The 12963-nt window shown below is 73.7% G+C and carries 13 protein-coding genes; 1 reads left to right on the forward strand and 12 read right to left on the reverse strand.

Features of this window, described 5'->3' with window-relative positions:
- Window positions 1–171: 171 nt before the first annotated feature.
- From KSE_RS12740 to KSE_RS12750, 4 genes are all read right to left on the reverse strand, one after another.
- Entirely contained in the window at window positions 172–2286 is a 2115-nt protein-coding gene (locus tag KSE_RS12740) for a LytR C-terminal domain-containing protein (RefSeq protein WP_014135721.1), read from the reverse strand.
- Window positions 2287–2305: 19 nt separating this feature from the next.
- Entirely contained in the window at window positions 2306–2968 is a 663-nt protein-coding gene (nadD, locus tag KSE_RS12745) for a nicotinate-nucleotide adenylyltransferase (protein WP_014135722.1), read from the reverse strand.
- A 190-nt stretch (window positions 2969–3158) separates the two neighbouring features.
- Window positions 3159–3308 carry a hypothetical protein gene (locus KSE_RS43365; protein WP_014135723.1) on the reverse strand — a complete coding sequence of 50 codons (150 nt, stop codon included), beginning with the start codon at window positions 3306–3308 and terminating at the stop codon, window positions 3159–3161.
- A gap of 192 nt (window positions 3309–3500) precedes the next feature.
- Window positions 3501–3731, reverse strand: coding sequence for a hypothetical protein (locus KSE_RS12750; RefSeq protein ID WP_033258262.1), 231 nt, complete (start codon window positions 3729–3731; stop codon window positions 3501–3503).
- A 285-nt stretch (window positions 3732–4016) separates the two neighbouring features.
- Here KSE_RS12750 and KSE_RS12755 point away from each other — a divergent pair, with 285 nt between their 5' ends.
- Window positions 4017–5108 (forward strand): M48 family metallopeptidase, encoded by a 1092-nt coding sequence (locus KSE_RS12755; RefSeq protein WP_014135725.1) that lies wholly within the window; start codon window positions 4017–4019, stop codon window positions 5106–5108.
- Between the two features lie 56 nt (window positions 5109–5164).
- Here the strand turns inward: KSE_RS12755 and KSE_RS12760 are convergent, their stop codons facing one another.
- From KSE_RS12760 to rplU, 8 genes are all read right to left on the reverse strand, one after another.
- Window positions 5165–6229: an SCO2583 family membrane protein gene (locus KSE_RS12760; protein WP_014135726.1), complete on the reverse strand. Its 1065-nt coding sequence runs from the start codon at window positions 6227–6229 to the stop codon at window positions 5165–5167.
- 203 nt (window positions 6230–6432) lie between these two features.
- A complete protein-coding gene (locus KSE_RS12765) occupies window positions 6433–7041 on the reverse strand; it encodes an SCO2584 family spore wall biosynthesis protein (RefSeq protein WP_081539393.1) in 609 nt (202 codons plus the stop codon).
- 157 nt (window positions 7042–7198) lie between these two features.
- The gene (locus KSE_RS12770; RefSeq protein WP_014135728.1) at window positions 7199–8506 is read right to left on the reverse strand and encodes a glutamate-5-semialdehyde dehydrogenase; all 1308 of its coding nucleotides are present in this window, start codon (window positions 8504–8506) and stop codon (window positions 7199–7201) included.
- Window positions 8507–8631: 125 nt separating this feature from the next.
- Window positions 8632–9165 carry a hypothetical protein gene (locus KSE_RS12775; protein ID WP_014135729.1) on the reverse strand — a complete coding sequence of 178 codons (534 nt, stop codon included), beginning with the start codon at window positions 9163–9165 and terminating at the stop codon, window positions 8632–8634.
- An 80-nt stretch (window positions 9166–9245) separates the two neighbouring features.
- Window positions 9246–10382: a glutamate 5-kinase gene (gene proB, locus KSE_RS12780; protein WP_014135730.1), complete on the reverse strand. Its 1137-nt coding sequence runs from the start codon at window positions 10380–10382 to the stop codon at window positions 9246–9248.
- Window positions 10383–10624: 242 nt separating this feature from the next.
- The gene (gene obgE, locus KSE_RS12785) at window positions 10625–12085 is read right to left on the reverse strand and encodes a GTPase ObgE (protein ID WP_014135731.1); all 1461 of its coding nucleotides are present in this window, start codon (window positions 12083–12085) and stop codon (window positions 10625–10627) included.
- Window positions 12086–12187: 102 nt separating this feature from the next.
- Window positions 12188–12445, reverse strand: coding sequence for a 50S ribosomal protein L27 (gene rpmA, locus KSE_RS12790; protein WP_014135732.1), 258 nt, complete (start codon window positions 12443–12445; stop codon window positions 12188–12190).
- A 38-nt stretch (window positions 12446–12483) separates the two neighbouring features.
- Window positions 12484–12801 (reverse strand): 50S ribosomal protein L21, encoded by a 318-nt coding sequence (gene rplU, locus KSE_RS12795; protein WP_014135733.1) that lies wholly within the window; start codon window positions 12799–12801, stop codon window positions 12484–12486.
- Window positions 12802–12963 lie beyond the last annotated feature (162 nt).

Consider the following 12963-nt stretch of genomic DNA (forward strand, 5'->3'; position numbering starts at 1 on the left):
GGGCTCCGACCGGCCCCGCATCGACCCCGTACCGGCCGCCTACCGGCCTCACGCCGGCCCGGTACCGGGCCCTCCCGGCAGCAGCCCGGCACCAGCCCCGCGCCGCGCGTCCTCGGGGCCTCCCGGCCCCGGCGGCACACCGGAAGCGCCCCGGCTACCGGCGGCCGGCCGTCACTGCGTCTTCTGCGACGGCGGCTGGTAGTCCTTGCCGATCACCAGCACCAGGTCCGCGTTCTGCGCGTCGGTGATCTTCTTCACCACCGAGTCCGGCAGGCCCATGCTGGTCGCCAGGGTGAGGGCGGCCGGCTGCTTGGCGTCGTCGGTGTAGCGGATCTCGGAGACCGCCTGCTCGGGCGCCTTCGCGCTGGAGGGCAGCGGGTCCATGCCCGAGTTGATCACCGCGACCTTCGCGGCGGCCCCCGAGGTGTCGCTGCCGGAGGCGTTGACCACCGTGACGCGGGTGGAGCCGCCGGTGCCCTTGACGCTGCCGAGGGCACCGCCGAGGATCTCCTTCACCTGCTTGCCCGCGGTGGCGTCGTCCAGGGTGCCGTCGGCCTTGGTGGTGAGCACGGCGGTGGACAGGTGCCCGGCCTTGGCCTGCTTGGCCAGGTTGACCAGCACGCCGGCCAGCGCGTTCTCCGGGAGCGACGGGTCGGCGACGGAGTTCATCCGGCGCACGTCGTCGGTGGCGTCCGCCATGGTGACCGGCATCGTGTTGATCACCGCGGACATCACCTGGCCGAAGCGGGCCAGCTGGGCGTCCCGCTTCTCCCCGGGTGCCTGCAGGGTCGCGTAGGCGACGGCGGCGTGGCCGTTCAGCAGGACGTCCTTGCCCGCCGGGGCGAGCACCTTGCCGTCGGCCTTGTTGTCCTCGCGCACCTCGGCGTTGGTGTCGACCCTGACGCCGCCGAGCTGGGAGACCAGCAGCAGCAGGTAGGGGGTGTCCAGCCGCCAGGTGCCGGCCACCTTGGCGCCGAGCACCGAGGTCAGGCCCTCGCGGGTGGCGGACGCGCCGACCTCGTCCAGGGACTTGCCGACCGTGGTGGTGACGGAGTCCCCGTTGCTGGGCAGCTGCAGGGTGTCCGGCAGCAGCAGGACGGTCGCCTTCCTCCCGCCCTCGTCGTCGACCAGCAGCGCGGTGGTGACCTTGCCCTGCGGGTCCCGCAGGTGCACCACGTTCACGTACCGGCCGCCGACCGCCTTGGTCGCGTCGTCACCGCCGCCGAACTTCCCGGCCCACCACAGGTAGCCCACGCCGCCCGCCGCCAGCACCGCGACCGCCACCAGCAGCGAGACCAGCCGGTTGCGCAGCCGGCGCCGGCGCTCGGCCCGCACCTCGCTGCGCGACTCGGCGAACTTCAGCCAGTCGATCGCGTCCTCGGACTCCTCCGTCTGCTCGTCGACGAAGCTGAACTCGCCCGTGGTGTACGACTCTCCGCCCTTGGCCTTCGCCCGGGCCGCCGCGGCTGCCGACCGGCCGCCGACCAGCTCGGACGGCTCCTCCGCCGGCGCGGCCACCGGTGTCGGCGTCGGCACCGGAGCCGGCACCGGAGCGGACGCCCTCGAACGCGCCCGCGGCGGCACCACCCCGGCGGCCGGCCCGGCCGGAGCCGCGCCCACCCCGCCCGCGGCACCCACCGGATCCACCGGTGCCACCGGTGCCTGCACGGGCGCCTGCGCCGGAGCAGCGGACGCGGCCGTCTCCTGGTAGGGCCCCCGCGCGGACGACTGCTGCCCGTAGTAGGGGTCGTAGGACTGCTGCCCGTACGCCTCCCCGCCGCCCTGCTGCTCGCCGAACTGCCCCTGGTGGCCGCGCTGTTCGAACCCCTGCGACTCGTAGCCGCCCTGCTCGTAACCGCCCTGCTCGTACCCGGCCTGCTCGTACCCGCTCTGGCCGTAGCCGCCCTGCTGGTACCCGGACGCCTCGTACCCGGACGCCTCGTAGCCGCGCTGTTCGAACCCCTGGGCCTGGTACCCGCCCTGCTGGCCGCCGCCGTACGGATCCTGCGGGTACGCCCCGGTCCCGGTGTCGGCACCGGCCCCGGGCTGCCGGTACTGCGCCCCGTACTGGTCGTACTGGTCGTACTGACCGCCGCCCTGCCCGTACCCCTGCTGCTGCTCGTAGCCCTGCTGCCGTGCCTGCGGCTGCTGCTCGTAGCCCTCGTAGCCCGGTTGCTGCTGCGCGTAGTAGTCGGGCTGCGGCTGCTCCGGCTGCGGGTGGGGGCGGCGGGGCTGGGGGGGCTGCTGCTGGCCGAACCAGTTCTGGTCGTCGGACGTTCCGGTCACGTCGTCCCTCCTGGGGGCATCAAGGCCGGGCCGACGCGTACAGCGCCCGCTTGTGGATGTATCGGACCACGCCGTCCGGCACCAGGTACCAGATGGGTTCGCCCTTGGCGACGCGCACCCGGCAGTCGGTGGAGGAGATGGCGAGCGCGGGCACCTCGACGAGCGAGACGCCGCCGACCGGCAGGCCGGTGTCGGAGAGAGTATGGCCCGGCCTGGTGCAGCCGATGAAGTGCGCGAGGTCGAAGAGTTCCTCGGAGGAGCGCCAGGAGATGATCTGGGCGAGGGCGTCGGCGCCGGTGATGAAGAAGAGCTCGGCGTCGGGGTGGAGGCTGCGCAGGTCGCGCAGCGTGTCCACGGTGTAGGTGGGGCCGTCGCGGTCGATGTCGATCCGGCTGACCGAGAACTGGGGGTTCTCCGCGGTGGCGATCACCGTCATCAGGTAGCGGTCCTCGGCCGGCGAGACCTGCCGGTCGGACTTCTGCCAGGGCTGGCCGGTGGGGACGAAGACCACCTCGTCCAGTTGGAAGGCGCTCGCCACCTCGCTCGCGGCGACCAGGTGCCCGTGGTGGATGGGGTCGAAGGTGCCGCCCATCACGCCCAGCCGTCGCCTGCGCGAACCCTCGCCCGGTGCGGAGGTGCCCGGCGCCACGTTCGTCCCGGAGGTCTCGACCTGCTCTCTCATGGCGCCACACCTTACGCGACCCGGATGTCCCGGGGGATTCCCCGTCGACGGCCCCGGGCCCACCGGTACCCGCGGACCGTGAACAGAGCACCGCGCGCCACCCACCGAGCACCACGCACCGCCGCCCCGGGCCGCGGCTACTCAGCGGACGGGGCGGCGGTGCGGCGGGACGGCCGGGTCGGCCGCCGGATCAGCGGTCGCGGTTGAAGCGGGTGGTGATGAACAGCAGGAGCAGCAGGATGAACAGCGCCGAGCCACCCGTCAGCAGGGGGTTGAGGCTGTCGTGGTTGCCGCCTTCCTCGGCGAGGCGGGCGATGGCGGGCAGGGCGGCAGTGGTCATGGTCTGCGGGACCTTCTCGGCTCGGTGAGGACCAGGCGGTCACGGACCGTGCGGCCCGCGCGCTCATCGTACGGGGGGCTGACACGCAACCGCGCGGCGGCCCACCGCGTCTGACCCCTCGTGAGCGTCGGGCCGGCCGGCCGCGCGTCGGCGGCTCCGGGTTCCGGCCCGGGAACCGGCCCCGGCAAGGGGTCAGCCCAGGTCGTCGGCCGCCGTGCGCCCGGCCTGCCCGGTCCGCTCGGCCTCGCGGGTGGCGGCGCGCGCCGCGTCGCGCTTGGCGCCGTCCCGGCTCGCCCGGGCCAGGGCCCAGACCATCAGACCGACTCCGACGAAGGAGGCGATCAGGATGATCCGCAGGAACAGACCGGGGCCGTCCTCGCTGGAGATCGGTCCGGCGAGCTGGACCAGGGCGGCAGGGGACATCACGGGCTCCTTGTTCGGTACGGCAGTGCCAGGGTAGTCCCGTTTACCGCCGCGCCCGCCCGGCACCCCCGGGGCGTCCGGGCGGTGCGCGGAACGGGCTGCGGAGCGGTGCGCGGAACGGGCTGCGGGGCGGGCCCCGGGGAAGCGCCCCGGCCCCTCCCCCGGCCGGTCCGGACGGCGTAGCGTGACCGCGGGGACGAGTACGTACACAGCGACGTTGAAGTGGAAAGCAGCGGGGGCCGGCCGGGGAGGCCGGTGCCGGCGTCGATCCAGGAGAGGTACTCAATGACCGACATGACCAAGGGTTCCGCACCGAGCCGCCGGCGCCAGCGCTTCCCGGAGATCTCCACCCGGGCCTGGGAGCACCCGGCGGACCGCTCCGGGCTGGTGGCGATGCGCAAGCTCAGCGGCTTCGACGACGTCCTGAAGAAGCTGGCCGGTCTGGTGTCGGAGCGCAGCGTGCGCCTGATGTTCCTGGCCACCGCGGTCAAGACGTCGGAGCGTCAGTTCCCGGAGCTGTACGACATGGTGCGGGACGCCGCGTACGTCCTCGACCTGGAGAAGGTCCCGGACCTGTACGTCTCGCAGGACCCGAAGGTCAACGCGTACTGCATCGGCATGGAGACCCCGGTGATCGTGGTCACCACCGGCCTGGTCGAGCTGATGGACGAGGAGGAGCTGCGCGCGGTGATCGGCCACGAGGTCGGTCACGCGATGTCGGGGCACGCCGTCTACCAGACGATGCTGCTGATCCTCACCAACCTGGCGACCCGGGTGGCCTGGATACCGCTGGGCAACCTGGCGATCATGGCGCTGATCACCGCGCTCAAGGAGTGGTTCCGCAAGGCCGAGCTGTCCAGCGACCGGGCCGGCCTGCTGGCCGGCCAGGACCTGCAGGCGTCGATGCGGGCGCTGATGAAGCTGGCCGGCGGCGCGCACATGGCCGAGATGAACGTGGACGCGTTCCTGGAGCAGGCCGCCGAGTACGACCGGGCCGGCGACCTGCGGGACAGCGTGCTGAAGCTGCTCCAGGTGCTGCCGCAGTCGCACCCGTTCGCGGTGGTGCGGGTGTCGCAGCTGAAGAAGTGGGCGGAGAGCGAGGAGTACCGCTCGATCCTGGCCGGGGCGTACCCGCGCCGCGGCGACGACCCGGACGCCTCGGTCAGCGCGCAGTGGAAGGCCGCCGCCGAGTCGTACTCGCAGTCGGTGAAGGACAGCAAGGACCCGCTGATGGGCCTGCTCCGCGACCTGGGCAACGGCGTCGGCACGGTCGGCGGCAAGCTCCGCGACACCTTCACCGGCGCCGGCCGGAGCAACGGCAGCGGCAACGGCAGCGGTGACAGTGACGGCGGCAAGAACGGCGACACCCAGGACTGACCGGACGGTCCGACCACCGGAAACGACCGCCCGCGCCCCCGCCCGGCCGCCCCGGCTCAGCCGGCGATCGCCCCGAGCACCCCGCAGGTCTGCCAGGCCGGCCGGCCGTGGTCGGTCGGGTCGACGGCCGGCGGGCTGCTCGGGCGGACGCCCGCCGTGGTCGCCAGCAGCGGCTGCAGGTAGTCGGTCTGCCCGGCCGTGCAGGGGCTGGGCCCGGCCTGCACGGCCGCGTCGACCACCCGCAGCCGGCCGGCGTCCAGGTCGGCGCGGCTGACGTCGACGCGCACCGCCCGGCGCACCGCGTACAGGGTGACCGCCGGGTCGCTGGTGGTGCCGGCCGGGCGCAGCGCGTACACCAGGGTGTGGTCGGTGGTGAGTTCGAGGGTGTCGGCGTCGAGTTCGCCGACGTGCACGCTGCCGGCGGTCCTGACGGTGTCGGTGGCCAGGGCCACCTGCCCGGGGTCGAAGCGGACCATCCAGCCGGTGGCGGCGTGGTGCTGGTCGTCGCGGGGCGCGTTCGTACTGTCGTCGTACTGGGCGAGCTCGCCGGCCGTGAGCAGCTTGCGGACCTGCGCGGTCTCGTTGGCGGTCAGGGTGGCCGGGGCCAGCTCGGAGAGCACCAGGTACTGCTGGACGGAGTCCAGTGCCCGCTGCACCTGGGAGCCGGTGAAGTGCGCGGTGGCGGTCGCGGCCGGCAGCCCGAACCCGGCGGAGCCGTCGGCGTACCCGGCGGGCAGCCCGGCGAACGGGGCGGCGTGGTCAGCGGCCGCGGTGACCGTGCCGGCGGGGGCGAGCGGGGTCAGGCTGACGGTCAGCTGGGTGCCGCTGGGCTGGACGACCTGGCCGCGCGGGGCGCTGATCCCGAAGTAGACGGCCGCGGCGAACGCGAGCACGACCACCAGCAGCAGGGCGAGGGCCGGCCGGGGCATCGCCAGCCGGCCCCAGCCGCGCGGCCGGGTGGCCCGCCCCAGGGCGCCGGCCAACCGCTCCTGCGCGGACAGCTCCTGGATCCGGGCAGCACGGACGAACGATTCGTCGAAGACGACGGACCGGAACTCGTCATCGTTGTCGCTGGAACCACCCTCGGGCGTGCCCCCAGGAGGCTCGCGCGGGTCACCCATGACACCAGGGTAGACTCGCCGACCGCCCACGACGAGGGTGCGCGGGTAACGAGCGCGCGACGGTGCGTGACGGGGGCGCGAAGCGGCACGGAGCGCCCCGGATCACCGCAGGGCACCGCAGGAGCCGACCGGGGCCGACCGGCACCGCCGGCCCGTCAGCCGCAGGCCGCCGGCCCTGGCGGCCCCGGCGACCCCGCCGACCCTCAGCCGACGGAGACGACGGCCACCGCGGGCGACTGCGCGGGCATCGCGGACGGACTGCTCTCCACCGGTGCGCCACCGCCGCTGCCGCCCTGGCTGCTGCTGCCGCTGGTCGGCCGGGCCGGTGACTCCGGCGCGGCCCCGCCGACGCCCCGGTAGACGGCGGCGACCGACAGCGCGACCAGGCCGACGCCCATCACCAGCGCCAGCACCCAGGCCACCGGCCGGTGCCAGCGCTGCTGGGCGACGCCGCCGCCGCGCAGCGGGTCGAAGGCGCGGCCCCGGGAGCGGCGGGTGCGCCGTTCCTGCCGGTCGCCGCCCGACCACGGGTCGGGGTAGAAGCGGTCCTCGTCCAGTCCGCCGGGCAGCGGGCGCAGCTCCAACGGCAGCGCGTCGTTGCCCGCGGTGAACTCGTAGCCCCGGGTCGCTCCGGCCTGTTCCGGCTCGAACCGGGCCTCGGCGGCGGCGAGTTGCCGCTCCCGGGCGCTCGGCTCGTGCACGGCGGCGGAGCGGACGAAGCTCTCGTCAAAAACCACGGTGGCGAACTCGTCGTCCGCATCACCGTGGTCGGCGCCGTCGGAGTACGGCGAGCCCCCCACATCCTCAGCCACGGATTCAATGTATTACCGGCCGGGGCGTTTGTCTGTGGGTCGGGCCGATCGGGTCCGGACGGGCTACCGCATTCGGCCGCGCGGACCGCGCTCAAGGAGCCGCGCCCAGCTCGGCTCGGCCCAGCGGAACCGAGCCGAGCCGAGCCGAACGAAACCGTCAGCCCCCGACGGTCTGCCGGGCCTCGCCGCGCACGTGCCCGTCGCCGGTGACGATGTACTTGGTGCTGGTCAGCTCCGGCAGGCCCATCGGGCCGCGGGCGTGCAGCTTCTGGGTGGAGATGCCGATCTCCGCGCCGAAGCCGAACTCGCCGCCGTCGGTGAACCGGGTGGAGGCGTTGACCGCGACCGTGGTGGAGTCGACGAGCTGGGTGAAGCGGCGGGCGGCGGGCTGCGAGCCGGTGACGATCGCCTCGGTGTGGCCGGAGGAGTAGCGGCGGATGTGCTCGACCGCGGCCTCCAGCGAGGGGACCACCGCGGCGGCCAGGTCGAGCGAGAGGTACTCGGTCTCCCAGTCCTCCTCGGTCGCCGGGACGGCCGTCACCCCGGTGCCCTCGGCGGCCTTGAGCACCGCGTCGTCGCCGTGCACGGTGACGCCGGCCTCCGCCAGCGCGGCCAGCGCGAGCGGCAGGAAGGCGTCCGCGACGTCCTGGTGCACCAGCAGGGTCTCGGCGGAGTTGCAGACGCTGACCCGCTGCGCCTTGGAGTTCAGCAGCACGCCGACGGCCATCGCCAGGTCGGCCTGGGCGTCCACGTACACGTGGCAGTTGCCGGTGCCGGTCTCGATCACCGGGACGGTCGAGCCCTCGACCACGGTGCGGATCAGCGAGGCGCCGCCGCGCGGGATCAGCACGTCGACCAGGCCGCGGGCGCGCATCAGCTCCTGCACCGACTCGCGGCTCTCGCCCGGCACCAGCTGGATCGCGTCGGCCGGCAGGCCCGCGCCGGCGACCGCCGCGCGCAGCACCTCCACCAGCGCGGTGTTGGAGCGGTAGGCCGAGCCCGAGCCGCGCAGCAGCACCGCGTTGCCGGACTTCAGGCAGAGCGCGGCGGCGTCCACCGTGACGTTCGGCCGGGCCTCGTAGATGATGCCGACCACGCCCAGCGGGACGCGGACCTGGCGCACGTCGAGGCCGTTCGGCAGGGTGTAGCCGCGGACCACCTCGCCCACCGGGTCGGGGAGGCCGACCACGCTGCGGACGTCGGCGGCGATCGCGGCGATCCGCTCCGCGGTGAGCGTCAGCCGGTCGATCACCGACTCGGCGGTACCGGCCGCCCGGGCCCGCTCGACGTCCTCCGCGTTGGCGGCGGTGATCTCGGCGGACCGCTCGACCAGCGCGTCCGCGATCGCCAGCAGCGCGGCGTCCTTCACCGAGCGCGGCACTGGCGCCAGGGCGGCGGCCGCCTCCCGGGCACGGCGCGCGGCGGCGAGGACGGGGCTGTCGGCGGTGGCGGTGAGGTCGCTCATGCCGCCAAGCCTAGCGAGCCGCCCCCCGTTCCCCGCCCCGCATTTCGCCCGCTGAGACGTCCGCGCCGAAACACGCCGGAACCCACCGGAAGAGACCGGAACACACCGCGCCCGCGCCCGGCGGCTCAGTACGGGTGCACCCCGCCGAGCTGCGGCGGCGGATCGCCGAAGCCCTCGGCGACCCGCTGGTGGTACGTCGGACGGTCCACCACCTCCAGGCCGACGATCTCCCAGGCCGGGAGCTTCGCGCTGGCCTTGTGCTCGCCCCACAGCCGCAGCGCGATCGCCGCCGCGTCGTGCAGGTCGCGGGCCTCCTCCCAGTAGCGGACCTCGGCGTGGTCGGTGGCGTACCGGGCGGTCAGGAAGAACGAGTGGTCGTGGGCCAGCTTCTCCAGTGCGGTCCGCAGTTCGGGCAGTGGTGTCGCGGCCCCGGCCACGCTCAGCACCACGTGCCACATCCGGGCCTGCTCGCGCCCGACCACCGCTCCGGCAGCAGCCTCCTGCGGGCCACGCCGCTCGACGTCCGGCTCGACGTCCCGCTCGACGTCTCGCTCAGCGCCACGCTCGACGCCCCGCTCAGCGCCCCGGCCGCCCTCGATGCTGGTGAGCCGCCGCTCGGGCCTCTGCCCCGGCAGCGCTTCCTCCCGCCTGCGAACCACCGGCGGCCTCCCATTCAGCGTGTCGCGCGGGCCCCCCGGCCCGCTGCTCCCACCCCCCGTACCGGCCCCGCAGCTCGTGCTCAGCCGCGCAGCACGACCAGGTCGTCGCGGTGGACGACCTCGCGTTCGTACGCGGCGCCGAGCTCCTGGGCCAGTTCTCGGGTGGACCGGCCGAGCAGACGGGGCAACTCCCTCGCATCAAAGTTGACCAGTCCGCGGGCGACGATGTGACCGTTTTCGCCAAGAAGGTCGACCGGATCGCCCGCGGCGAACTCCCCTTCGACCCGGGTCACCCCGGCCGGCAGCAGGGACTTCCCACCGTGCACGACGGCCGCCACCGCGCCGTCGTCCAGGGTCAGCGTGCCGCGCGGGGAGGAGGCGTGCTCCAGCCAGAGCAGCCGGTCGGCGGAGCGGCTGCCGGTGCGCAGGAACAGCGTGCCGGTGGGGCGGCCGGCCAGCGCGTCGGCGGCCTGGCTGGCGGCGGTCAGCACCACCGGGATGCCCGCGCCGGTGGCGATCCGGGCCGCCTCGACCTTGGTGACCATGCCGCCGGTGCCGACGCCGGCCTTGCCGGCGCTGCCGATCTCCACGCCGGCGAGGTCCTCGGGTCCGCGCACCACCTCGATCCGGCTGCTGCCGGGCTTGGCCGGGTCGCCGTCGTACAGGCCGTCCACGTCGGAGAGCAGCACCAGCAGGTCGGCCCGCACCAGGTGGGCGACCAGTGCGGCCAGCCGGTCGTTGTCGCCGAACTTGATCTCGGCGGTGGCGACGGTGTCGTTCTCGTTGACGATCGGCATCGCGCCCATCGTCAGCAGCTGGTCCAGGGTCCGGTACGCGTTGCGGTAGTGGGCCCGGCGGCTGGCGTCCTCGGCGGTGAGCAGCACCTGGCCGACCCGCACCCCGTAGCGGGCGAAGGAGGCGGTGTAGCGGGCCACCAGCAGGCCCTGGCCGACGCTGGCGGCGGCCTGCTGGCGGGCCAGGTCCTTGGGCCGCTTGGCCAGTCCGAGCGGGGCCAGGCCGGCCGCGATCGCACCGGAGGAGACCAGTACGACCTCCGGCGCGTCCTTCCGGGCCCGCAGCTTGGCCAGCGCGTCGACCAGGGCGTCGACCCGGTCCGCGTCCAGTCCGCCGGCGGCGGTGGTCAGCGAGGACGAGCCGACCTTCACCACGACCCGCCGCGCCGAGACGACCTCCTCGCGGAGCAACTGATCCACCATCAGTCCGACCTTTCCGAGGAGCCCGTGCACGCCCTGTGTACGTCCGCAATCTAGCGAGCCGGATTGCGGCTCAGGAAATCGCGACGAGGTGTGAGACGCCGCCGGACGCCGGGACGCGCGCAGGGGCGCGGACCGTGAAGTCCGCGCCCCTGCCGTGCCTCGAACGCCCCGCGCCGCAACCGCCCGGCGACCGTCCCGCGCCGCGACAGCCGCGCGACCGTCCCGCGCCCCGGCCGGAGGTCCTACTCGTCGAGCTCCTCGCGGCCCGAGGAGAGCGCCTCGAAGTCCAGGTACTCCTGCTCCGCGGCGTCCCGCCCGCGCTGCCGCTCGCGGCGGCGGTCGACGGCGGGGCGCTGGGTCTCCATCCGGTGGTCCTCGCCGCGGCGGCCGAGCATCTCCGCGCCGGCCGCCATGGTGGGCTCCCAGTCGAAGACGACGGCGTTCTCGTCGGGGCCGATGATGACGGTGTCGCCCTCCTTGGCGCCGATCTTCCACAGCTGCTGCTCGACGCCGAGCCGGGCGAGCCGGTCGGCGAGGTAGCCGACGGCCTCGTCGTTGGCGAAGTCGGTCTGCCGGACCCAGCGCTCGGGCTTGCCGCCGCGGATCCGGTACGCGCCGTCCTCCTCCTCGATGGTGAAGCCGGCGTCGTCGACGGCGGTGGGCCGCAGGACGATCCGGGTGCTCTCCTCGACGGGCTTGGCGGCGCGCGCGGCGGAGACGATCTCGGCCAGCGCGAAGGAGAGTTCGCGCAGGCCCTTGTGGGCGAGCGCGGAGACCTCGAAGACGCGGTAGCCGCGCTCCTCCAGCGAGGCGCGGGTCAGGTCGGCGATGTCCTGGCCGTCCGGGACGTCGACCTTGTTGAGCGCGACCAGTCGCGGCCGGTCCTCCAGGCCGCCGTACTGGGCGAGTTCGTCCTCGATGGTCTCCAGGTCGGTGAGCGGGTCGCGGCCCGGCTCCAGGGTGGCGCAGTCCAGCACGTGCACCAGCACCTCGCAGCGCTCGACGTGCCGCAGGAACTCCAGGCCCAGGCCGCGGCCCTGGCTGGCGCCGGGGATCAGGCCGGGCACGTCGGCGATCGTGTAGACGGTCTCGCCGGCGGTGACCACGCCGAGGTTGGGGACCAGGGTGGTGAACGGGTAGTCGGCGATCTTCGGCTTCGCGGCGGAGAGCACCGAGATCAGCGAGGACTTGCCGGCGCTCGGGTAGCCGACCAGCGCGACGTCGGCGACGGACTTCAGCTCCATCACGATGTCGCGGGCCTCGCCGGGCTCGCCGAGCAGCGCGAAGCCGGGGGCCTTGCGGCGGGCGGAGGCCAGCGCGGCGTTGCCGAGGCCGCCGCGGCCGCCCTGGGCGGCGACGAAGCTGGTGCCGTGGCCGACCAGGTCGGCCAGCACGTTGCCCTGGCGGTCCAGCACCACGGTGCCGTCCGGCACCGGCAGCACGATGTCCGGGCCGAGCGCGCCGGTGCGGTGGCCGCCGGCGCCGGGCTTGCCGTTGGTGGCCTTGCGCTTGGGCGAGTGGTGGTACTCCAGCAGCGTGGTGACCTGCGAGTCGACGACCAGGATCACCGAGCCGCCCTCGCCGCCGTTGCCCCCGTCGGGGCCGCCCAGCGGCTTGAACTTCTCCCGGTGCACGGAGGCGCAGCCATGGCCTCCGTTACCCGCGGCGACGTGCAGTTCGACGCGGTCCACGAAGGTGGTCATGAGGGGTGCCTCCCGTGCGAAGAAATGAGGTTGTCCTGCGGTAAAGCGGAAGGGTGGGCCCGGATCATCCCGGCCCACCCTTCACAGCGAGTCTGTACGGACTCAGGCCTCGACGGCCACGATGTTGACGACCTTGCGGCCGCGACGGTTGCCGAACTGCACGGCACCGGCGGTCAGCGCGAAGAGGGTGTCGTCGCCACCACGGCCGACGTTGGCGCCCGGGTGGAAGTGGGTGCCGCGCTGGCGGACGATGATCTCGCCGGCGGAGACGACCTGGCCGCCGAAGCGCTTCACGCCGAGGCGCTGGGCGTTCGAGTCACGACCGTTGCGAGTGGAACTCGCACCCTTCTTGTGTGCCATCTGGCTATCCCCTTTCTAGGAAAGACCGCAGGAAGTTGTTACTTGCTGACCGAGTCGATGCTGGTGATGCGCACCGCGGTGTGCTTCTGGCGGTGGCCCTGACGACGGCGGTAGCCGGTCTTGTTCTTGTAGCGCAGGATGACGATCTTGTCGCCCTTGGTCTGGTCGACGACCTCGGCGTGAGCCTTCACGCCGCCGAGCACCCACGGGTCGGAGGTGATGGACTCACCGTCGACGACGAGGATGGTCGAGAGCTCGACCGAGTCACCCGGCTTGGCGTCGATGCGGTCGATCTCCAGCACGTCGCCGACGGCGACCTTGTGCTGGCGGCCGCCGGCGCGAACGATCGCGTACATGCGGTACCTGCTTTCCTAACTCGGTCGGAACTCCGGATGCCAGCCGCCTGGGTATGGACACAAGCGGGCCTCCCCCGTCAGACGCCGGAACCGACGTCCACCCGGGAGGTGAGGTGCTCTGGAGCATGGCGTCAACACGCCGAGGGTCAAGAATACGGACCA

The organism is Kitasatospora setae KM-6054 (assembly GCF_000269985.1).
Lineage (GTDB): Bacteria > Actinomycetota > Actinomycetes > Streptomycetales > Streptomycetaceae > Kitasatospora > Kitasatospora setae.

Coding starts and splice junctions, on each gene's coding strand:
- rplU (WP_014135733.1), bottom strand. CDS start 12,801: ATGTACGCGATCGTTCGCGCCGGCGGCCGCCAGCACAAGGTCGCCGTC.
- nadD (WP_014135722.1), bottom strand. CDS start 2,968: ATGAGAGAGCAGGTCGAGACCTCCGGGACGAACGTGGCGCCGGGCACC.
- KSE_RS12755 (WP_014135725.1), top strand. CDS start 4,017: ATGACCGACATGACCAAGGGTTCCGCACCGAGCCGCCGGCGCCAGCGC.
- obgE (WP_014135731.1), bottom strand. CDS start 12,085: ATGACCACCTTCGTGGACCGCGTCGAACTGCACGTCGCCGCGGGTAAC.
- KSE_RS12770 (WP_014135728.1), bottom strand. CDS start 8,506: ATGAGCGACCTCACCGCCACCGCCGACAGCCCCGTCCTCGCCGCCGCG.
- KSE_RS12760 (WP_014135726.1), bottom strand. CDS start 6,229: ATGGGTGACCCGCGCGAGCCTCCTGGGGGCACGCCCGAGGGTGGTTCC.
- KSE_RS12750 (WP_033258262.1), bottom strand. CDS start 3,731: ATGTCCCCTGCCGCCCTGGTCCAGCTCGCCGGACCGATCTCCAGCGAG.
- rpmA (WP_014135732.1), bottom strand. CDS start 12,445: ATGGCACACAAGAAGGGTGCGAGTTCCACTCGCAACGGTCGTGACTCG.
- KSE_RS43365 (WP_014135723.1), bottom strand. CDS start 3,308: ATGACCACTGCCGCCCTGCCCGCCATCGCCCGCCTCGCCGAGGAAGGC.
- proB (WP_014135730.1), bottom strand. CDS start 10,382: ATGGTGGATCAGTTGCTCCGCGAGGAGGTCGTCTCGGCGCGGCGGGTC.